This window comes from Candidatus Poribacteria bacterium (assembly GCA_026706025.1).
In the GTDB taxonomy this organism is placed as follows: Bacteria; Poribacteria; WGA-4E; order WGA-4E; family WGA-3G; genus WGA-3G.
On the sequence record JAPOZO010000031.1, the window covers coordinates 23,757 to 45,034 of the forward strand.

Genomic DNA, 21,278 nt, shown 5'->3' on the forward strand with positions numbered 1-21,278 from the left:
TCATTCAGTTTTAAGAAATTATAGAGTTTCTCGTCTTTTTTCAGGATCCGGTCCGGTTAGGAACGCAGATCGCAAATGTAAAGCATTCTCACTGGAAAGCAAAATTCGGTTTCCGCGTGTGGGAAACCAAATTTGGGTGTGTACACCGCAAAACCGCACCTACCGGGCTTGGGGGGTTCAAAATTGGACTAAAAAACCGAGAGCTGAATGGTTCTGATCAGAAGAATAAATTTGACTTTTTAGATTAAATATGTTATCATATATATTGTATTAACGACTCTTTTCAACAAAATCTAAGCCTACAAAACCACCTTCAGAATTAACAGTAAGTTAACAATAAAAAATGAGGTAAAATCACATTTCGTGAACAATGTAAAAATGAACCAACATCATCGTGTGCCATCATGCCTTGTATCCATTGGCTTTATAGCACCTCAAAGCAAAGTTCACTGAAAAAAATATTGCCCAATTGTTCACAAAAATTCCGAAAATATAGAATTTTAGAACCCCACAAACCTATGTAACCAGTGGTGTGAAAGCCTTACAAATTCACCTATAAGCATCGTGAACAATTTCATGAACAATCATGAACAAAGCAGCATCGCATGAGAGACAAATTATCGAAACGAACGTAGTCTATGGCTCACTTCAGAGGCTGTCACCCTGCAAATATAAAAAATGAACATTTCGCAATTGTTCATGATTTTTCATGGCATGTTCACGAAATGTTCATAAAATCCCCAGATTTTACACCCCAAGATCAAGAAGAAACAACGGTTGAAAAAAGTTAACGTTTAGGTAATTTTAGATAAATTATCGGATTTTCTCAATTTTTGAATCTTCTTTTTCAAGTCTGAATAACCCAGCCCCATTCGCAGGATCACGGCAACACATCCCCGCTTGCAAAGTTACCCGAAACACTGTATAATAGACGCAAATTTGGGCTTCAGCAGGAATGGGAATGGAAACCAACGGAAACAGGAAACAGAACCTCGTCAAACCGCATATTCTACTGATTGGGTTGGTACTCGTCGCTTTTAATAGCTACTGGTGCCTGATGGGGACAGAGGTATGGCACTCCACGCAGTTGACAATCGCCTCGCTGTTCTTTAATGCCGTTTTCACCCTCCTCGTTTTCGTGCTTGTCAATCTACTCTTCCAGCGATTCATGCCGCGGCTGGCGATGTCCGAAGCAGATTTGCAAACCATTTATGTCATGGTCGTGATGGTATCAACCATCAGCGGACATACAATGATGGGGTACCTCATCCCTGTCCTCGCGCATACATTTCAGTTCGCAACCCCCGAAAATGAGTGGCTATCGCTCTTTGGGAACAGCATCCCGAGTTGGATCGCCGTCAAAAGCCCGCGTATCGTAGACGGGTTCTACAACGGAGATTCTACCCTCTATAATTCCGCCACTTTAAACGCATGGATACCGCCGGTGCTATCTTGGTCGAGTTTTGTGATTGCGCTCTGGCTGACGTTATTAGCCGTAACGATCTTCCTCCGTAAGCAATGGACAGAAAATGAACGCCTGAATTATCCGATCGTTCAACTCCCGCTGGCATTGACGAGCAACCCGAAACGTTTTTTTACTTCACCGTGGATGTGGCTCGGATTCGCACTTGCGGGGAGTGCGGAACTGCTAAATGGACTGAGTTTCCTGTTTCCAGAGATCCCTTCCTTACCGATTAGAAATAAATCGCTTGGACAATTCAGTTCAAAACCGTGGAGTGCGATGGGACAGATTCGCATCTCCTTCTATCCGTTTAGCATCGGGTTGATGTTCTTCACACCGCTGGATCTCTCGTTTTCGTGCTGGTTCTTCTGGCTCCTGACCCGCCTTCAGATGGTCGTGACAGATATGTTTGGCGCACGCAATATCTATAACCTCGAACAGCAGACGGGTGCTTGGATCGCGTTCGGATGCATCCCGTTGTGGATGGGACGACGGCACTATGGACGCATCATTCGGAAGGTATTCGGGATCACGCAACGCCGTGGCGAACCACCGCCTGACGATTCCGGTGAACCGATGCGTTACCGCACGGCTGCCGGACTGTTCACTGTAGGGTTGATATTCCTTTTCTTCTTCTGCTTTCAAATGGGGATGACGTTCTGGGCGATTGGACTCTTTTTTCTTTTCTACTTTCCGATGATTCTCGGTATCACGCGTATCCGCGCCGAAATTGGGCCGCCCCTGCATCAACTCGTCCTTGTAGATCCGGGGCGGACGATGGTATTGGCGTTAGGCACACGCCGTTTAGGCACAGGTAATCTAATGGGACTGACGTTCCTCTATCCGTTTGTCCGCTGTTTCCGCGCGCACCCGACACCAAGTGAACTGGAGGCGTTCCGTCTCGCAGAACGGACGAACATCGGGTATCGGCAACTCCTTATCGGGATGATATTGGCGATTGTATTCGGTATCCTGATAACGTTTTGGGCATATCTACACGTCCTCTACGATATGGGTGCAGGAAGCAAAGCACGCGGCTGGATTGTGTATATGGGGTGGGAAACGTTCAACCGCCTGCAAACGTGGCTTGTCAGTCCACGGGAGACGAGCGTACCGGAACTCGGCGTTATCGGTAGCAGTTTCCTCTTCACGATATTCCTGATGGTCATGAAAATACGGTTCCTGTGGTGGCCCCTACATCCTGCCGGTTACGTGTTAGTCAGCGGCACGGGAATGGGACGGTTGTGGTTCACTATTTTCCTCGGTTGGCTGGCGAAGGCGATCGTGCTAAAGATTGGCGGCGTGAAACTCTACCGACAAGCCATCCCGTTCTTTCTGGGACTAATCTTAGGCGATTATACGCTCGGATGTGTCTGGAGCCTCATCGGGTTGGTGCTGGAAATACCGACCTATATTGTGTGGCATTGAGGATTTAGTTGTCAGTTATCAGTTGTCAGTTGTCAGTTTGCCTCACAGTGAGAATCCTATAGCGAAAGGACCTTGATTGGGATAACTGAATGTTTCTGAAGTGAAACACATCCACCCTTGCAAACTTATGTAAAAGGCGGTATAATAGACGGAAACTTCTGCTGAGGTGCTACCCAATTGAGCGACGTTCCGAAAACACATCCCCGATACCTTTCACTCACACTCAGAGATACCATCGTTGCAGGCGTAGAACAAGGGATTACCTCTATCCACGGACTCATCGCGCATGGACGCGGGGAGGCTTTTGACTACCTTCTCGGAGAGGCGACACAACCGTTTGCGATTGAGGCAATTCACGCTGCGGCAGCGATGCTCTGTCTGGCAGAACACCCCGTCATCTCCGTCAACGGGAATGTGGCAGCGTTAGCACCGGACAGACTCATCGAACTGGGGCAGGTCCTGAACGCGCCGTTAGAGGTGAACATCTTCCATACGGAAACGGGACGGGAACAGAAAATCCGAGCGTACCTCCTAAAGCACGGCGCGCCAGATGTACTGATGCCGACAACCGATGCGCAACTCTCCTATATCGACTCCAACCGGAAGTTCGTGCATCCAGAGGGCATCTTTAAAGCGGATGTCGTCTTTGTGCCGCTTGAGGACGGCGACCGATGTGAGGCACTCCGAAAGATGGGTAAAGATGTCGTGACCGTTGACCTGAACCCGATGTCGCGCACCGCGAAGCAGGCGAGCATCACGATTGTGGATAACGTTGTGCGGGCATTGCCACTGTTATGCGAAAAGATTCGGGAACTGTCAAGTGATGCTACAGCACAAGACCTTCTGAAAAGATACAGCAACACAGCGGTTTTACAGCAAGCACTACAGTACATCAGCAGGAGCGGGAATGGAAACCAACGGAAACAGTAAAATCAATCTCGTCAAACCGCATATTCTGCTGATTGGGTTGGTTCTCGTCGCTTTTAATAGTTACTGGTGCCTGATGGGGACGGAGGTATGGCACTCTACGCAGCTGACGATTGCCTCGCTGTTCTTCAATGCGGTTTTCACGCTCCTCGTCTTCGTGCTTGCCAACCTATTGCTACAGCGATTCATGCCGCGGCTGGCGATGTCCCAAGCCGACTTGCAAACCATCTATGTCATGGTCGTGATGCTGACAACGATCAGTGGGCATACCATGATGGGGTACCTCATCCCCGTCCTCGCGCACACTTTCCAATTCGCATCGCCAGAAAACGAATGGATCCCACTTTTTGGACATCATATCCCGACGTGGATCGCCGTCAAAAGCCCGCGTATCTTGGACGGCTTCTACAACGGAGATTCTACACTCTACACCTCTACCACCCTAAACGCATGGATACCACCGGTGTTATCTTGGTCAAGTTTTGTCATCGCGCTCTGGCTGACGTTGTTAGCCGTAACTGTCTTTCTCCGTAAGCAGTGGACAGAAAACGAACGCCTGAATTACCCAATTGTGCAACTTCCGTTGGCATTGACGAGCAACCCGAAACGTTTCTTTACTTCACCGTGGATGTGGCTCGGATTCGCACTCGCGGGCAGCGCAGAATTACTGAATGGTTTGAACTATCTGTTTCCTGATGTACCCGCGCTACCCATCAAAGGCAAAACCATCGGGCAATTCAGCTCAAGACCGTGGAGTGCGATGGGCCCGATACATATCTCCTTTTATCCATTCAGTATCGGGTTGATGTTTTTCACACCACTGGACCTCTCGTTTTCGTGCTGGTTCTTCTGGCTTCTCAGTCGCATCCAACTGATTGTGACAGATGCGTTCGGGGCGCGGAATATCTATCATCTCGAACAGCAGACAGGTGCGTGGATAGCGTTCGGGTGTATTCCGTTATGGATGGGACGGAAACACTACGGACGCATTATTCGGAAGGTATTCGGCATCGCACAACGCAGAGGTGAAGCCGCACCCGACGATTCCCGTGAACCGATGCGCTATCGCACTGCGGCAGGACTGTTTACTGTCGGGATGCTGTTTCTGTTCTTCTTCTGTTATCAAATGGGGATGACCTTCTGGGCAATCGGACTCTTTTTTCTCTTCTATTTCCCATTGGTTATCGGCATTACCCGTATCCGTGCCGAAATCGGACCGCCACTGCATCAACTCATTTTTGTTGACCCCGGGCGGACGATGGTGCTTGCACTCGGAACACGCCGACTCGGTGCAGGCAACCTGACGGGACTAACGTTTCTCTATCCGTTTGTCCGCTGTTTCCGCGCACATCCGACACCGAGTGAGTTAGAGGCATTTCGTTTGGCAGAGCGGAGTCGCATCGGGTACCGACAATTGCTTATTGGGATGATACTGGCGATTGTGTTCGGTATCCTGATAACGTTCTGGGCATACCTGCATGTCCTCTACGATATGGGTGCGGGGAGCAAAGCACGTGGCTGGATCGTCTATATGGGATGGGAGACGTTCAACCGCCTGCAAACGTGGCTTGTTAGTCCACGCGAGACGAGCGTACCGGAACTCGGCGTTATCGGCAGCAGTTTCCTGTTTACGATATTCCTGATGATTATGAAGATCCGATTCCTGTGGTGGCCCCTGCATCCAGGTGGCTATGTACTCGTAAGCGGGACAGGGATGGGTGGCTTGTGGTTTCCGATATTTTTGAGTTGGTTAGCAAAGGCAGTTGTGCTGAAGATTGGCGGTGTGAAACTCTATCGGCAAGCCGTGCCGTTCTTTCTGGGACTGATCTTGGGGGATTATACGCTTGGATGTGTATGGAGTCTCATCGGGTTGGTGCTGCAAATGCCGACTTATATTGTCTGGCATTGAGGCGTTAATATCTCCTCTAAATCATCCACAAAAAATTAGCATTTTAAGTGTCTGTATGGTATGCTATATAGTAGTGTAGTATAGGCGAATCAGTCAAACTCGAAAAAGACGGCTCTAAAGGAGATACGAGAATGGCTCACGTTTGGAGAAAAGAATATAAAAACCACAATAGAATCCTTGATAAATTCTACACTAAACAGGCAGTCGTCAAAAGGTGTTTAGATGAAGTAAATAAATTACCTTACAGATATGATTGCGTGATAGAACCGTCTGCAGGGGATGGTGCTTTCTACAAAAATATAGAACATGAGACCAAAATAGGAATTGATATCGATCCGCAACATGATGAGATTATCAAAGGTGACTGGTTCAATTATAATATTAGTGAAATGTACAAGTACGTATTGGTTATAGGGAATCCGCCATTTGGTCAATATCAGAAACTATCTTCAAAATTTATATCTCATGCTCTCTCATTTAATAATGTCCAAACAATCGCTTTTATTTTACCAGATGTTTATAGAAAACATACACGGCAAAAAATATTGCCTTATGATTGGAGAATAGTCTCTATCACTGAATTAGGAAGGGATTGTTTTACACTGGAAGGGGAGGCATACCATGTGCCTGCAAGTTTCTTCATTTTTGATAAATCAGAAGGAAAAGATCTAAGAGTTAATCCGAATGCCTACACAGAAACGAATGATTTTAAATTCTCCAATAAAGAGGATTTTGACATATTTGTATTTGGTGCTTCCCCAAAAAGAATTACCAAAACGCCGACACCAAACAACCGAGGCTACTTCCTTAAATCGAAAATTCCAGTGGAAGATTTAATAGCCAGAATCAAAGCTGTTGATTGGAGTGGCAATTCTTGTGCAAACGGTGGTGTGTATTGGCTAACAAAATTTGAATTTTTGGAACAATATATAAAATGCCATGAGCCGAATAGAACTGAAGAAAACCAAGGGAGCTTGTTTGATCTCCTTTAGGTTGAACATGTTAAATGCTATGAACAGGAAAGAATTAAATGAAACGATAAGCTTCATATTAGACAATATAGATAGCAGTAGAATCGTGATGAATAGCGTAGCAAGTATTCGGCATCAATTAATTGATTTAACCATTGAAGAACAAGTTATTTCTGAAGAGGATTTTTACAAAATAAGCAGCGTTCTGTCCACACAATCAAGGAGTCCTTTGTGGGAAAACTATTTCATAAAAAAGCATGATTGTGAAAGAGTTAGTAAAAATGAGAATAGAGGGGATCTAAAAAAGAACGGCAGATACTATGAGTATAAAAGTTCTGGTTACAATCAGAATAATTCCGTTAATATTCTTCAAATTAGACCGTGGCAGGATTGCGATTACATTATTCAGTCAATCTCCGATGATGGAGCAACCACGTTTGTTTTAGCACATGAAGAAATGATGTTAGAAATGGATAAACTTAAAGCCTCTCCCGCACATGGAACTCAAGAAGCTTTAGAAGATAACAAAACCATAGAATACATGATGAGAGTAGAAAGAGATTCTGCGGATTGGGATAGATGGATTAGCAACGATTGCAAAGAGGGTGATATTTTCAATCCGGAAACAGAATGAAACCGTCCGTATCGCCTATTCTTCTACAAACTTCTTTTACCCTCCTGCCCCTTATATTGCAACTGATACAACCGATAATAGATACCAGCCTGTTGCAACAACTCGTTATGTGTACCGGTCTCCCGGATTTCGCCGCGGTGCATGACGATAATCTTATCCGCATTCTGGATGGTTGAAAGCCGGTGCGCGATGACGACAGAGGTGCGATTTTCCATCAGACGGCTCACCGCATCTTCAATCAGGAGCTCAGTTTCGGTGTCAACACTTGAGGTCGCTTCGTCAAGGATGAGGACACTCGGATCGGAGGCTAAGGCACGCGCAAAGGCGACCAACTGCTTCTGCCCAACGGATAACCCAGCCCCATCCTCTTTAATCTCCGTGCCGTAGACCTCCGGCATTTTCTGCACAAACCTGTCCAAATGTACATCTTCCGATGCACGTTTCACCTGCTCCGACGAAATCGATGGATCTCCTAAAGTGATATTCCGCTCAATAGAGTCAGAAAACAGAAAGATATTCTGTTGTACGATACTAACCGCGCCTCGTAGATCTTCCAAGTTCATCTCTCGGATATCTACCCCGTCAATCAAGATCTGTCCCTTGTTGATCTCATAGAACCGGCAGAGCAGGTTGATGATAGAGGTTTTCCCTGCCCCCGTATGCCCTACGAGTGCGACCTTCTCCCCCGGTTTCACCTTGAACGAGACATCCCGTAAGACGTAATCATCATCGTTATAGGCGAACCAGACGTTTTTGAATTCAATCTCGCCTTTCAGACTGTCGGTGCCAGTTTTAGGTGCTGCAGAAATGATAGACGGTTGTGTATCGAGGAGTTGGAAAATCCGTTCCGAGGACGCCATCGCGTTTTGGAAGATGGTATATTTTTCGCTCAGTTCGCGGATGGGCCAGAAGAACTGTTGCGCGTAGCCCATGAACATCACCAGCCCGCCAAACGTCAGTGCATTTTGTATAATTTGTCCGCCGCCATACCAGATAATCACAGCTGTTGCGAGCGATGCCGCCACCTCTATCAGCGGGTGAAAGATCGAAAAATAGAAGATGCTCTTCAGGTTGGCAGCGAGGTATCGCCGATTGCGCTCGTTAAAGCGGAGATGGCTTCGCCGTTCTTGTGCGAACAGCTTCATTGTCGTCATACCGACGATGTTTTCTTGTAGAAAAGCATTGATACGCGCAAGCTGCTTACGTTGCTCTCGAAACGCGCGACGCGAATAGATCTGATAAACAAGCGTCGCGCCGAAAATAATTGGGATCACCGTGAACGTAACGAGTGCGAGCTTCCAATTATAGAGAAGCATCACCACGACAATGCCACAAATACGGAGCAGATTCGCGAAGATGGTAATCACACCGGAGGAAAAGAGTTCATTGAGGACTTGAACGTCGCCCATAACGCGGGTCATCAATCTACCGACCGGATTTTTATCAAAAAACTGTACGTCCAAGCGTTGTAAATGCGAAAAAAGCCCCTGACGGAGATCGCGCATGACATGTTGCCCGATCATCTGTGTGCGATACTCTTCAGAGTACCCGAACACGAACAGACTCATCAATGAGAACACGTAAAGCGTCGCTATTGTACTTAAGCCTTCTCGTGTACCGGGGGTAATATAGTCGTCAATGGCAAGTTGCATCAGAAACGGTCCTGCCAATTGCGAGAGTGTATTCCCGATCATGAGAAATCCGATGATGAGCAGCTGGACTTTGTACGGTTTGAGGTACGCCAGAAGTCGCTTCATCAACACTCGGTCATAGACTTTTCCGAGGTCTTGTTCTTCATCGCTATATTCGTATAGGTCACTGCCCATGCCAAACATTGGTGGATTTCCCCTTTGATAACACGTTGTTGCTCGGCGCGCTTACAAACCGCGCCCGCAGCTGCGTAAGTTATAGTTTCTCAAGTTCCTCTTGCAAGAGTTGTGTTTCATAGATACCGGCATAAATCCCGTTCTGTTCGAGAAGTTGTTCGTGTGTGCCTGCCTCAACAATGCTGCCCTCGTCAAGGACGACGATGTGGTCGGCACCCTTCACGGTAGAGATACGATGTGAAATGAGGATAGTCGTGCGATCCTTCATAATTTCGGTGAGCCGACTGAGAATCGTGTCTTCTGTTTGGGTATCCACATTTGCGAATGCGTCGTCAAGGATCAAAATTTTCGGTTTAATGATAATCGCGCGAGCGAGTGCGGTCCGTTGGCGTTGCCCCCCTGAAATTGTCATCCCACGTTCACCGAGGAAGGTTTCTAACCCATCGGGGAACTCCTCAATCTGTTCAAGGAGATCTGCGGTGTGCGCTGCGTCTTTTATCTGTACCTCGTCCGGTGTTTCGAGACCGTAGGCGATATTATTTTGCAAATAGTCAGAGAAAAGGAACGGTTCCTGCTCGACGACCCCGACGCTGGATCGGAGAACATTTAACGGTATATCCTGAATGTCTACGCCATCGACAAAGACGGTGCCACGTGCTGCTTGACGGATGCGTGGAATGAGGTTGACAAGTGTAGATTTCCCAGACCCCGTTCCACCGACAATCGCAAGCGTCTTACCGCGTTCAATTTTGAGGTTAATGCCCTTAAGCACAGGTGTTCCATCGGGATACGCAAAATTAAGGTCTCTAAATTCGATCTCACCTTCAATATCTTTGATCCCCCATTTCACCTGCTCGCCATCAAAGATTTCAGGCTTCTCATTGAGAATCGCTTGGATGCGTCCCATAGACGCTGCGCCGCGTTCAAAGGTGTTGACGATGAAGCCGAGCGTAATCATCGGACGGATGAGCATCATGAGATAGGCGTGGAACGCGACGAAATCGCCGAGCGACATTTCGCCGTCAATGACCCGGAGCCCACCCATCCAAAGCAGGACGACAATACCGATCCCTGGCAAACAGCGGAAGATTGGGAAAAAGAAAGTCATCAGTCGGATCTGTTCGTGGTTACGGTCAACAAACTCTCGGTTCAATGCTTGGAAGTGTTCGATTTCGCTCGCTTCGAGTGTGTACGCTTTCACCACGCGGACCCCAGACAAATTCTCCTGCACTTTGGTGTTCAACGTTGAGAACGCCTCTTGGATTCGCTCATAACGTGCATGCAACCGTTTTCCAAGAAAGCGAATCAGGAGTGCGAGCACTGGATAGGGCAGCAGTGCGACAAGGGTCAAACCTACATCAATACGAAGCATAATGGTGAGTGCGAGTCCGAAAAATACGATTGCGTCTGCTGTATACATGACAGCACTGCTCAGCACCATTCTGATGGCATTTAGATCGCTGGTTGCCCGCGTCATCAGGTCGCCGGTACGGACGTTATCGTAATACGCTGCCGAGAGTTTTTGAAGATGCAGAAAGAAGTCGGCACGGAGGTGGAACTCCATCTGCCGCGCGACCCCTTGGATGGTGCGCCGTTGGATGAAGCGTAGGATACCCGCAAAGAGCGCGATCCCAAAGATAAGTAGCGCGAAAAAGAGGATGCGTTCCGGAGAGATCGTAAAGAGTGGCCCCACATAATCCGGATCATAAGCACTTTTCCAAGCGAGGCCTAACTCATCAACAACCGTCTTGAGGATTTGGGGGCTAATCAGGAGAAGCACATTCGTCACGACCACAAGAAAGAAACTGAATATAATGGCGTACCGGTACCGAATGACATACTTCTTAAGACCGAGTAGACTACGAATGGTGAAACTCCTTTTGGGCAGGTAAACCGCGCGTGATTATTTTATATTTTGACGTAAATGTTAGATATGTGTTTAATCAAGTTTTCGGTCATAGTAAGAAGCCTCTTTCTGTAGGATCGAGCTGTGCTTGCGACTTCTGGAAATGTATGTTCTGTAGGAGCGAGCTGCGCTCGAGATTCTTGGGAAGTGTGTGAAGGTGCATCCAAAGATGTGCATAGATGAACCATTATCTGTATACGGTGTAACGAAATCTATCTATGCAACCTTTATTACAAAGAACTATCATTAAGGAGTCAATATGAAACAAAATCGAAGACCGGCACCATTCAATGTTGTGCCGAGTGACACCGAAGGAATTACATGGGCATTACCAGAAGGCGCAATCGCCCGACTTGGGAAAGGAATTGCCTTGTCCAGTGGAGGACCAAAACTGGGACTCCCTCCCGGCGGCGTGTATTTCGCCGTTCAAACCCGTATAGGTCTCTGGTGGTATGAAATGTCGTCAAAGTCGCCTATAGCATTGTGGGAAACAGAGCGCGGAATGATCTCCACTGTCGATTTCTCGCAAGATGGTGAGTGGATTGCTATCGCCAATTACGACGGTATCATTAAGGTGGTGGATATTCAGAGTGGTGAATGCCTCGCGCAGATGAAGCGGACGGAAGAACATAATATCTATTGGCGCATTAACTTTTCTCCGGATTGTAAATGGATCGCCACCGCGAATTTTAGCGGCATCGTTGAAGTGTTAGATGTCCATCGCGGTGTGTGCATCGCAGAGATGGATCGAGGTGAACGTGAAGTTGTATCAGCTGATATTTATGGATTGGAATTCTCCCCAAATGGACAGTACGTCGCTGCGACTGCAGATAATCTTGGCACAGAAGGCACACAAACTTACATCTGGGACCCTGAGACAGGCAAGTTAATTTTCAAGTTTGCGGGTGGAAATTTTAACTTCTCTCAAGACAGTTGTCTACTGGCAGGAGTGACCTCTGACGATCCCATTGGTGATGCCGATCCTATTAATCACTACATCTCAGTATGGAATATAACGACAGGTAAACGTATCTCTCACTTTAGCGTGAAAAGTGCTTGGATGGATACTATTATCTTTTCACCTTGCGGCGAGTTCCTCGCATCCAGTAGTAGAGATGAAAGCTTACGCGTGTGGGACGTAGCAAAGGGTGCGCAAAAGATGGCTTATAATGACTTTCAAACGCCTCGGACAGTGCCATTTTATTCAACAGATGGGGAGTTATTTGCAATTGTGGATAGGCAAGACACTATTGAAGTCTGGAATATGGAACATCGTGAAAAAATACAGATCCTAGAACTACATCCGAGGAGTATTGATGCCGCATGGTTTAGAGAATTTCCGCAGGTGGCTCTTGCTGACATGTGTACCGACACTACACAGAACAAAAAGCGTCAGCCTGGTAACATACATACATTCTCAACACTTCGTGAATCTGCCTGTTTTCCAGATCCGGTTATGTTTTTACCGGATGGAAAGACACTGGCAACAAGAGGGTATCGGAACGGTATCGTGTTATGGGATGTTGAAAGTAAGCAGGTTCAGGAAACATTATTGGAAGATCAGCGTATTGCCTCTTTTACTGTGTTGCCCTCTGGGAACATACTATCTGCCCATAGTGAAGACAACAACATCAAAGTTTGGGATGCCGAGAAACCTGATGCACCGATTGCGGAATTCACTGAAACCGATCCGGTCCGATTGATATGGAACATCGCATTCGCACCGACAGGTGATCTACTTGCAGTTGGAAGTAGAGAAGGTACTATCTATCTATACGATTTCATACGTAAGGCGCGGTTAAAACCGCTCATAGGGCATACCGAGCACATTTGGTCGGTGTGCTTCTCGCCAGATGGCAAACGACTGGTAAGCGGCTCAGATGATAGAATCGCTCGGCTATGGGATGTTGAATCCGGTGAAGAAATTGCCACATTGCCATTAGGTGAACCTCACACACTTATGGATATAGCATTTTCACCGTGTGGTAACTTGATCGCGGGTGGACTGTCCGGCGAACTCCGTTTATGGAACGCCGAAACCTTAACAACCCTTTTTGCAATACCACATCCAGAGAGTCGGGCACCTTGGGCATTGGCATTCTCGCCGTGTGGTAAGTATCTGGCATCGGGCACTTGGTGGGAGGAAGGCATGGAGAAGATGGCAATTCGGTTATGGGAAGTGGCGAGCGGTGAGAATATCGCGACCCTGTGGGGACATCCGACAGACATTCAGTCGCTTGCATTTTCGCCAGATAGCACAATTTTGGCGAGTGGCAGTTTTGACTGCTCCACCCTGCTATGGGATTTGAAACCTTTTATAGATTCTTAAAACTCAACCACTTCTTCTTTATTTTTCTATTGACATTATTGCCTCCTACAGTGTATGATATGAAAAATACACACTATCATAGGAGGAAAATAGATTTGGCGGCAGATATTGGACTCATCGGATTAGCAGTGATGGGCGAAAACCTCGCACTGAACATGGAAAGCAAAGGCTTTGAGGTGGCGGTCTTTAACCGGACTGTCTCACGTGTAGACGCTTTCATAGAAGGTGCAGCAAACGGCAAAAATATCACTGGCGCGCACTCAATTCCAGAATTCATTGGGAAATTAGATACACCTCGGAAAATCATTTTAATGGTGAAAGCAGGGGAACCGGTCGACGCGTTTATTGAGTTATTGGTCCCTCACCTCTCAAAAGGCGACCTCATTATTGACGGCGGGAACTCTAATTTCAACGATACCGTCCGCAGACACGCCGAGCTGGCTGAACAGGATATCCTGTTTATCGGCACAGGTATCTCCGGTGGTGAAGAAGGAGCACTCAAAGGACCCGCAATGATGCCCGGAGGTTCAGCCGAGGCTTACGCGCTTGTAGAGCCGATCTTTACGAAAATTGCGGCGCAGGTAGATGGCACGCCGTGCTGCTCCTACATCGGACCCGATGGCGCGGGGCATTACGTCAAGATGGTGCACAATGGCATCGAATACGGCGACATGCAACTGATATGCGAAGCCTACTCGCTGATGAAAAGTGTCTTGGGCATGAACGCGGACGAGATGCACGCCGTTTTTAGCGAATGGAACAGCGGCGAACTGAATTCCTACCTCATCGAAATCACCGCTGACATCTTCACACAACTCGATAGCAGCGGCACACCTTTTGTGGATGTTGTGTTGGACCAAGCGGGGCAAAAAGGTACTGGCAAATGGACAAGTATCTCGGCACTGGATCTCGGCATCTCCGCACCGACGATTGCTGAGGCGGTTTTTGCACGTTGTATCTCTGCTGTTAAAAGCGAACGTGTTGCAGCGGAAGAGGTTATTCAAGGACCAGTGGGAACATTCCAAGGCGACCGAGATGAAGCATTAAAAGCGATTCACGACGCACTCTACGCCGCGAAAATCTGCTCTTATGCCCAAGGTTTCGCCTTAATGCGGGAAGCCAGCGAAGAATTCGGGTGGAACTTAGACCTCGGTCAAATCAGTCTCGGTTGGCGTGGTGGGTGTATCATCCGCGCAAAATTCCTACATCGGATTGCTGAGGCGTTTGAACGCAACCCGGAACTCCCGAATCTACTCCTCGATTCCTATTTCCGAGGCGTGATTGAAGCGGCACAACCGAACTGGCGAAACGTCATCGGCACCGCCACGCAACTCGGTGTCCCGATTCCGGCATTCAGCTCGGCTTTAGCCTATTTCGATAGCTACCGTAGCGGCAGGCTCTCTGCAAATCTCATCCAAGCGATGCGCGACTACTTCGGCGCTCACACCTATCATAAACTCGATGCAGACGGGAACACGGTTCTCGGAAAAGACGGCGAGCCGACGGTCTTCCATACCGAATGGATGCTCGAAGGTCGTCCAGAAGTCGTTATTGAGTAAAGTAGCAGGCATGCTCCGCCGTGCCGTAGCCATTGAGCGTTCCAAAGTAGCAGGCACGCCCCGCCGTGCCGTAGCCATTGAGCGTTCCAAAGTAGCAGGCACGCTCCGCGTGCCGTAGCCATTGAGCGTTCTAAAGTAACAGGCACGCCCCGCCGTGCCGTAGCCATTGAGCGTTCTAAAGTAGCAGGCACGCCCCGCCGTGCCGTAGCCCAAGATACTAAGCGTTTTTTGAAAGGAAAATGTATGGCTCAAGAACCCCAACAAGCACTCTACGATTTTGAACCACAGCACGAGTTTTTTGTCGGCATCGACTCAGACGGTTGCGTTTTCAACAGCATGGAGGTCAAACACAACGACTGCTTCAGCGTGAACCTCGTCAAGCATTTCGGATTGGCATCCATCTCACGACAAGTGCATCAGGCATGGGATTTTGTGAATCTCTACTCAAAGACGCGTGGCACGAATCGGTTCAAGGCAATCCTGTTGGTGTGCGATTTCTTACGCGAGATGTCGCTCGTGCAGAAGATGGGTGTCGTAGTGCCGGAACTGCCCTACCTACGCGAATGGTCAGAAACGGAAACGAAACTCGGTAATCCTGCCCTACAAACTGCCATTGACAACGCCACCGGTGAGAGGCTCGACGAACTGAACCAAGTCATGGCGTGGAGTCTCGGTGTGAACGAAAGTGTCGCTGAGATCGTCTATAACCTCCCACCGTTTCCCGGCGTGCGTGAAACGTTGCAGCGACTTCAAGGCAAAGCAGATGTCATCGTTGTCTCTGCTACACCGGACGAGGCACTTCAACGTGAATGGGATGAACACGAAATTGATACTTATGTCGCGCTGATCGCCGGTCAAGAGATGGGGACGAAAACGGAACACCTCACGATAACGACGAAAGATAGGTATCCCGAAAACCACGTCCTAATGCTCGGTGATTCACCCGGCGACCTGAAAGCAGCACAGGATGTAGGCGCACTATTCTTTCCTGTTAATCCGGGTGCCGAGGACACATCGTGGCAACTGTTCCTCGATGAAGCGATGGGCAAATTTTTTGATGGACAATACGCAGGTGCCTATGAGGATGCATTGATTGATAAATTTCAGGAATTGTTGCCCGAAACCCCACCGTGGCAATAAAAATCAGAGGGTACGGTGGAAGAAGGACGGAAATTTGGAAGGAACCGTTCCTTCGCTTACCCATTCCATTCTTCCATTCTTCCACGCTTCCAATTACCTATATCGCATTACGAAAGGAAATCTATGAAAATTCTACTTCAAGGACGTGTTGAAGGTGAACTCCTCCAGAGATTGGAAAGTATCGTCGGTGATGAACACACCTACGTTGCTCCAGATTCACGCGAGGCACTGATTGAGGAAGGCAAAGATGCCGATATCTTCTACGGCTACTGTAGCGAGGACCTTTTCCCGCACTTTCCGAACATCAAATGGATCCAATCTTCCAGTGCAGGCATGGACCGGCACATGTATCCCGCGCTCCGTGAGAGTGATGTTCTTTTGACAAACGCTGCTGGCTTATATGGAACGCATGTTGCTGACCAAGCGTTCGCACTCCTGCTCGGCTTGGCGCGTGGTATTCATGAATCCGTTCGGAATCAGGACAACCACCAATGGGGCGGTGCAAGGACAATGCCGATGATCGAGATTGACGGGTTCAAGATCGGTATCGTTGGGATGGGTGGCATCGGGATGCAGATGGCAAAACGCGCAAAAGGGTTCGATATGCACGTTATCGCTGTCGATGCCTACCGCACCGATAAACCGGATAACGTCGATGAATTGGTGCCGATGGATCAACTCTCAAACATGATGAGTCAAGTGGATGTCGTGATGATTGCGTGTCCGTTGACTGAAGAGACACGGGGTCTTATCAATAAGGATAACCTATCAGTGATGCAACCGACAGCGTTTTTTATTAATGTCGCTCGCGGACCGATCGTCAACGAACCCGATTTGATTGAGATTCTACAAGCCGGTAAAATCGCTGCGGCTGGTTTAGATGTAACTGAGGTCGAGCCTCTCCAAGAAGACAGCCCATTGTGGGATTTTGACAACGTTATCATTTCGCCACATTCCGCAGGTGGTTCACAGCACCGCATGCGCCGTATCACCGAGTTCTTCTTGGATAACTTGGAACGGTACCTGAAGGGTGAGGAACTGAAGAACGTTGTAAATAAGCAGCTTGGATTTTAGCAGAAATATCCATTTTTTTAGTGCCTTGATCTTGAAATCAAGGCACTGCTTTGAGAGCCATGATCGAATACAAAAGTTATATCGGCGCTGTTGATTTTGCCCAGAAATAGACCCCTTTCATGGAACAGTGATTAATACACAGGACGTAATCACATTTTATGGTGCCTCTGTAACTGAACTACGGGAAAAGATGCAAAAGTCACTTGAGGTCTACTTCGAGGTTTGTGAAGAACAAGGAAAAGTGCCAGACAAACCTTTGGCTGAAAAACCACAAGGGAAACAGACATGAGAAGGTTTGGTACGCAGGGACCTGTGAACCCTGAACAGCACTATGTTGTCGCTCGGACTGACGAACTCGCGGAGTTCATAAAGCGCGTTAAGGAGGGACGTTATATTGTCATCTTCGCACCACGGCAGACGGGGAAGACGACTTTTTTCCAACGCGCAGTTGAAGTCCTCACTGCTGAAGACTTAACTTACTTTCCCATTCAACTGAATTTTGAAACCTATGAAGACTGCACGCGTTCTGAATTTTACGACTCTCTCACGAAACAAATTCGCAAGGAAGTTGAACGGATTTTCCAAGGGCGCGGAGAAGGATTTGACAAAATCTTAAAGCATTTTCTTGATAATGCTCAGATAACCACCCATTTGTCAATGATGGAGTTCTTTGAACAACTTCAGGAACTCTTGAAATACGCGAAGGTCGTCCTGATTATCGACGAATTTGATGGTATCCCCCGATCCGCGCTGAAGGGTTTTTTACACGCGTTTCGACATATTTATATCTCTCACGTGACACCTCGATGTCCCTACAGTCTTGGTATCATTGGTGTCAAGAGCATCGCACAACTTAACTACGATCGCTCTGTTTCTCCGTTCAATATCCAAGATGAATTCGGTTTGGCTAATTTTACGCTTCCCCAAGTGCAAGAACTTTTCGGACAATACACCGCCGAGGTTGGACAAGTTTTCGCCCCGGAAGTCATTGAATCCATTCACACACAGACAGGCGGACAGCCTTTTCTTGTCAATCGATACGCACAGATACTCACAGAGGAACTGGACATCCCTAAAACCGAAGTAATTGCGATGGCGCACTTCGCAACAGCACATACCCAACTCCTTGACGAACGCAACACCAATATTGAACATCTTCTAACCAATATCCGCAAAGACCGCCGCTTTGAGACCCTCCTCATGCAAATCGTCTCTTATGAGAACAGCGTGCAATTCAATCCTGACAATGACATCATCAATGAACTCACTACTTATGGTGTCATCGCGAGAGGTGCTGACAGAAGATGTGAGATTGTCAATCCGATTTACCTGCACCGTATCATACAAGCGTTCAAACCGATAGTCAACGGACTGGAGCGCGATTACTTCCCCGAAGATACCGATGGATTTCAGTACCTCACCGACACTGGACAGATTCAGATGGAACGGCTCTTGGATAACTTCCGAGACTTTATTGCCCGCGCAGGCTTTAGGATCCTGCAAGTCCCGGAAACCCCTCAAGAGTTCATCGGACAGCACCTGCTCTTTGCCTATCTTGATCAGTTCATTACCAGCGTGAACGGGGCAATGTATATGGAAGTCCCAACCGGACGCGGTAGGATGGATCTGATCATTCTCCACAACCAGAGAAAATATGTCGTTGAAACAAAGATATGGAGAAGTGAAAGGGGTTATGCCGAAGGGAAGCAACAACTCGCGGCGTATCTATCAACAGAAGGCGTTGTGCGGGGTTACTACGTCGTGTTCGATCACCGCGAGGCACCGGAACCGCGCACAGAGACGGAGGCGATAGACGGCCTGACGATTCGGAGCTACGTCATTCCTGTGGTGCAAGAGCGGCCTTCAAGAGATGACGCTTGATAGCTGCCCCTTCTCTCCCATCTGCTATGAATCTTCAGCCTCAATCCGCACGGCGCAGAATTTTAACTCCGGTTGCTTAGACACCGGATCGAGCGCAGGATTCGTCACGTAATTCGCATTCGTTTCTGCATGGAAGAGATCGCCCCAATGGAACGGTGTGAAGAGCAAGCCTCGACGAATCGCCTCTGTGACACGTGCCTTCGCATAACACCTTCCACGTCGCCCAACAAGATAAACCCATTCACCGTCTTCAACATTGTTCTCTATAGCATCGTCCGGATGGATTTCCACAAACGGTTCCGGATCCTTACGCACCAGCTGCGGCACTTTGCCTGTACGGGTGCGGGTATGCCACTGGCTCTCAATCCGTCCCGTCGTCAATCCGAGCGGGAACGCCTCATTTACCTCCTCATCGGGTGGCTGATAGACCGGCGTTTTGAACTGTGCCTTTCCAGAATCGGTAAAAAACTTCGTGCGGACATATCGGCGCGCCGTACCCGGATGCCGTGGATGCGGACAGGGCCAGCGCAATGATGTCTTCGCGAGTCGTTCATTCGTCATTCCCATCTGATCACACGGTGTGCCTGCAGTCAGCATCCGATATTCGTCCCATACCTCCTCAGCAGTATAGAAGTCGAAATTCCGCTTGTATCCCATCGCTCTCGCGACCTGCGTGAATATCCACCAATCCGGCTTCGCTTCACCGGGTGGGGTCAGGAACTGATCGCTGCGGACGACGAGCCGTTCGCTGTTTGTCATTGTACCTCGCTTTTCGCCCCACTGCGCCGCGGGGAGCAGCACGTCCGCATACTCGGCAGTCTCTGTCGGGTAATAGCAATCCTGCACGATGACCAAGTCCGCCCGACGCAACCCTTCTTGCGAAACCTTTGTATCGGGCATGCTGACGGCTGGATTCGTGCAGGCGATCCAGAGTGCGCGAACCTTACCCTCAGCCGCCGCCTCAAACATTGGCACTGCCGTCAAACCCGGATTCGGATCAATGCTACCCGGTGGTACTCGCCACGCGCCTTCCAGATAGGCACGGTGCATATCATTAGTGACGACACGATAGCCGGGGAGTTGGTGCGACAGATAACCGACCTCTCTGCCACCCATCGCATTCGGTTGTCCCGTCAACGAAAACGGACCCGCGCCCCTTTTGCCAACTTCACCCAACTGTAGATGTAAGTTGATGAGGGCGACATTTTTGTCAACGCCGCTTGTGCTCTGATTGGTGCCTTGGCAGTAGAAACTGAGTAACCGACTCGGTTTAGAGAGATATTCAACGATCTCGTCAATACGTGCGGGATGAATATCACAGGCAGCGAGCAGCGCGTCTTCGTCTAAACTCTTCAGATGGTTCTCATAAGCACTGAAGTTTTCTGTACTTCTGCGGATGAAACGGCTATTGACTCGTCCGACGGCAAGGAGACGCTTGGCAATGAGTTGAAGGAAAGCAACGTCACTCCCGGGCGCGAGCGGCACATGGATATCTGAGAAATCGGCAGTCTTCGTGCGGCGCGGATCTACGGCGATAATCCGTGTATTTGGCTCAACTGCCCGCCGTTTCCGAATCATCTGGAAGAGCACGGGATGATTCACCGCCATGTTCGCACCGATAATCAGGAAAACATCGGCGTGCTGAATATCATCATAGCAGGTAGGAGGTCCATCTGAACCGAACGCCTGCATGTAACCGACCACCGCGGACGACATACAGAGCCGACTATTTGTGTCTACGTTATTCGTGCGGAGAAATCCTTTGAACAATTTGTTGAACACGTAGGAAGTCTCTGTATCCAACTGTCCAGAACCGTAGAGCGCAATAGAATCCTTGCCGTGCTCCAGTCGGATTTCGTGAAGCCGATTTGCCGTGAAAGCGATCGCCTCGTCCCACGAAACCTGGCGCGGGGGTTCACCACGGCGATCCCGAATCATGGGATACGCGAGTCTACCGTCATGATTTTGAAAGACCTGTTTCAGATGCGCGCCTTTTGGACAGAGCATTCCATAATTAGGAGCGACATCATCGTCTGCTGAGATTCTCGTAATTTTATTATCTTGGACGGTTGCTTGGATGACGCAACCGACCCCACAATAGGGACATACCGCTTTTCCCGTCGAATTTTGCACTGGTTTCTCCATTGTCAAAGATCTCATATTATTTCGTTCCGGTGCGGTTAGAATGCAAATCACATTTGAGCGAGTACGCCGCAAAACCGCACCTACCGG

The 21,278-nt window shown here is 48.5% G+C and carries 14 protein-coding genes; 11 read left to right on the top strand and 3 right to left on the bottom strand.

Annotated features, from left to right (window positions below; translation table 11 throughout):
* Positions 1-961: 961 nt before the first annotated feature.
* The 5 genes from OXH00_06895 (at position 962) to OXH00_06915 (ending at position 7,331) form a co-directional block, all read left to right on the top strand.
* Positions 962-2,890 (top strand): hypothetical protein, encoded by a 1,929-nt coding sequence (locus OXH00_06895; protein MCY3740727.1) that lies wholly within the window; start codon positions 962-964, stop codon positions 2,888-2,890.
* Positions 2,891-3,067: 177 nt separating this feature from the next.
* Entirely contained in the window at positions 3,068-3,820 is a 753-nt protein-coding gene (locus tag OXH00_06900) for a 4-phosphopantoate--beta-alanine ligase (protein MCY3740728.1), read from the top strand.
* The gene (locus tag OXH00_06905; protein ID MCY3740729.1) at positions 3,798-5,726 is read left to right on the top strand and encodes a hypothetical protein; all 1,929 of its coding nucleotides are present in this window, start codon (positions 3,798-3,800) and stop codon (positions 5,724-5,726) included. Before OXH00_06900 ends, OXH00_06905 begins: the two co-directional genes overlap by 23 nt.
* Positions 5,727-5,857: 131 nt before the next feature.
* Positions 5,858-6,718 carry a hypothetical protein gene (locus tag OXH00_06910; GenBank protein ID MCY3740730.1) on the top strand — a complete coding sequence of 287 codons (861 nt, stop codon included), beginning with the start codon at positions 5,858-5,860 and terminating at the stop codon, positions 6,716-6,718.
* An 88-nt stretch (positions 6,719-6,806) separates the two neighbouring features.
* On the top strand, positions 6,807-7,331 hold the full coding sequence (locus tag OXH00_06915; GenBank protein MCY3740731.1) for a hypothetical protein: 525 nt from the start codon (positions 6,807-6,809) through the stop codon (positions 7,329-7,331).
* A 23-nt stretch (positions 7,332-7,354) separates the two neighbouring features.
* Here OXH00_06915 and OXH00_06920 read toward each other — a convergent pair whose 3' ends face one another.
* Positions 7,355-9,166 carry an ABC transporter ATP-binding protein gene (locus tag OXH00_06920; GenBank protein MCY3740732.1) on the bottom strand — a complete coding sequence of 604 codons (1,812 nt, stop codon included), beginning with the start codon at positions 9,164-9,166 and terminating at the stop codon, positions 7,355-7,357.
* A 70-nt stretch (positions 9,167-9,236) separates the two neighbouring features.
* Positions 9,237-10,970 (bottom strand): ABC transporter ATP-binding protein, encoded by a 1,734-nt coding sequence (locus OXH00_06925; GenBank protein MCY3740733.1) that lies wholly within the window; start codon positions 10,968-10,970, stop codon positions 9,237-9,239.
* Positions 10,971-11,322: 352 nt separating this feature from the next.
* Between OXH00_06925 and OXH00_06930 the strand changes: the two genes are divergently transcribed.
* The 6 genes from OXH00_06930 (at position 11,323) to OXH00_06955 (ending at position 19,046) form a co-directional block, all read left to right on the top strand.
* Complete coding sequence (locus OXH00_06930; GenBank protein ID MCY3740734.1) at positions 11,323-13,392, top strand: WD40 repeat domain-containing protein; 2,070 nt, start codon at positions 11,323-11,325, stop codon at positions 13,390-13,392.
* Positions 13,393-13,451: 59 nt separating this feature from the next.
* On the top strand, positions 13,452-14,951 hold the full coding sequence (gene gnd, locus OXH00_06935; protein ID MCY3740735.1) for a decarboxylating NADP(+)-dependent phosphogluconate dehydrogenase: 1,500 nt from the start codon (positions 13,452-13,454) through the stop codon (positions 14,949-14,951).
* The gene (locus OXH00_06940) at positions 14,944-15,069 is read left to right on the top strand and encodes a hypothetical protein (GenBank protein ID MCY3740736.1); all 126 of its coding nucleotides are present in this window, start codon (positions 14,944-14,946) and stop codon (positions 15,067-15,069) included. The genes gnd and OXH00_06940 overlap by 8 nt, the downstream gene beginning before the upstream one ends.
* Positions 15,070-15,194: 125 nt before the next feature.
* Complete coding sequence (locus tag OXH00_06945) at positions 15,195-16,091, top strand: HAD hydrolase-like protein (protein MCY3740737.1); 897 nt, start codon at positions 15,195-15,197, stop codon at positions 16,089-16,091.
* 123 nt (positions 16,092-16,214) lie between these two features.
* Positions 16,215-17,165 carry a D-2-hydroxyacid dehydrogenase gene (locus OXH00_06950; protein MCY3740738.1) on the top strand — a complete coding sequence of 317 codons (951 nt, stop codon included), beginning with the start codon at positions 16,215-16,217 and terminating at the stop codon, positions 17,163-17,165.
* 285 nt (positions 17,166-17,450) lie between these two features.
* Positions 17,451-19,046 carry an AAA-like domain-containing protein gene (locus OXH00_06955; protein ID MCY3740739.1) on the top strand — a complete coding sequence of 532 codons (1,596 nt, stop codon included), beginning with the start codon at positions 17,451-17,453 and terminating at the stop codon, positions 19,044-19,046.
* Between the two features lie 24 nt (positions 19,047-19,070).
* Here OXH00_06955 and OXH00_06960 read toward each other — a convergent pair whose 3' ends face one another.
* Complete coding sequence (locus OXH00_06960; protein ID MCY3740740.1) at positions 19,071-21,179, bottom strand: nitrate reductase; 2,109 nt, start codon at positions 21,177-21,179, stop codon at positions 19,071-19,073.
* Positions 21,180-21,278 lie beyond the last annotated feature (99 nt).

Excerpts from the sequence above, each read along its gene's own strand:
- OXH00_06930 (MCY3740734.1), top strand. The coding sequence starts at position 11,323 with ATGAAACAAAATCGAAGACCGGCACCATTCAATGTTGTGCCGAGTGAC.
- OXH00_06945 (MCY3740737.1), top strand. The coding sequence starts at position 15,195 with ATGGCTCAAGAACCCCAACAAGCACTCTACGATTTTGAACCACAGCAC.
- OXH00_06915 (MCY3740731.1), top strand. The coding sequence starts at position 6,807 with ATGAATAGCGTAGCAAGTATTCGGCATCAATTAATTGATTTAACCATT.
- OXH00_06905 (MCY3740729.1), top strand. The coding sequence starts at position 3,798 with ATGGAAACCAACGGAAACAGTAAAATCAATCTCGTCAAACCGCATATT.
- OXH00_06920 (MCY3740732.1), bottom strand. The coding sequence starts at position 9,166 with ATGTTTGGCATGGGCAGTGACCTATACGAATATAGCGATGAAGAACAA.
- OXH00_06895 (MCY3740727.1), top strand. The coding sequence starts at position 962 with ATGGAAACCAACGGAAACAGGAAACAGAACCTCGTCAAACCGCATATT.
- gnd (MCY3740735.1), top strand. The coding sequence starts at position 13,452 with ATGAAAAATACACACTATCATAGGAGGAAAATAGATTTGGCGGCAGAT.
- OXH00_06950 (MCY3740738.1), top strand. The coding sequence starts at position 16,215 with ATGAAAATTCTACTTCAAGGACGTGTTGAAGGTGAACTCCTCCAGAGA.
- OXH00_06955 (MCY3740739.1), top strand. The coding sequence starts at position 17,451 with ATGAGAAGGTTTGGTACGCAGGGACCTGTGAACCCTGAACAGCACTAT.
- OXH00_06910 (MCY3740730.1), top strand. The coding sequence starts at position 5,858 with ATGGCTCACGTTTGGAGAAAAGAATATAAAAACCACAATAGAATCCTT.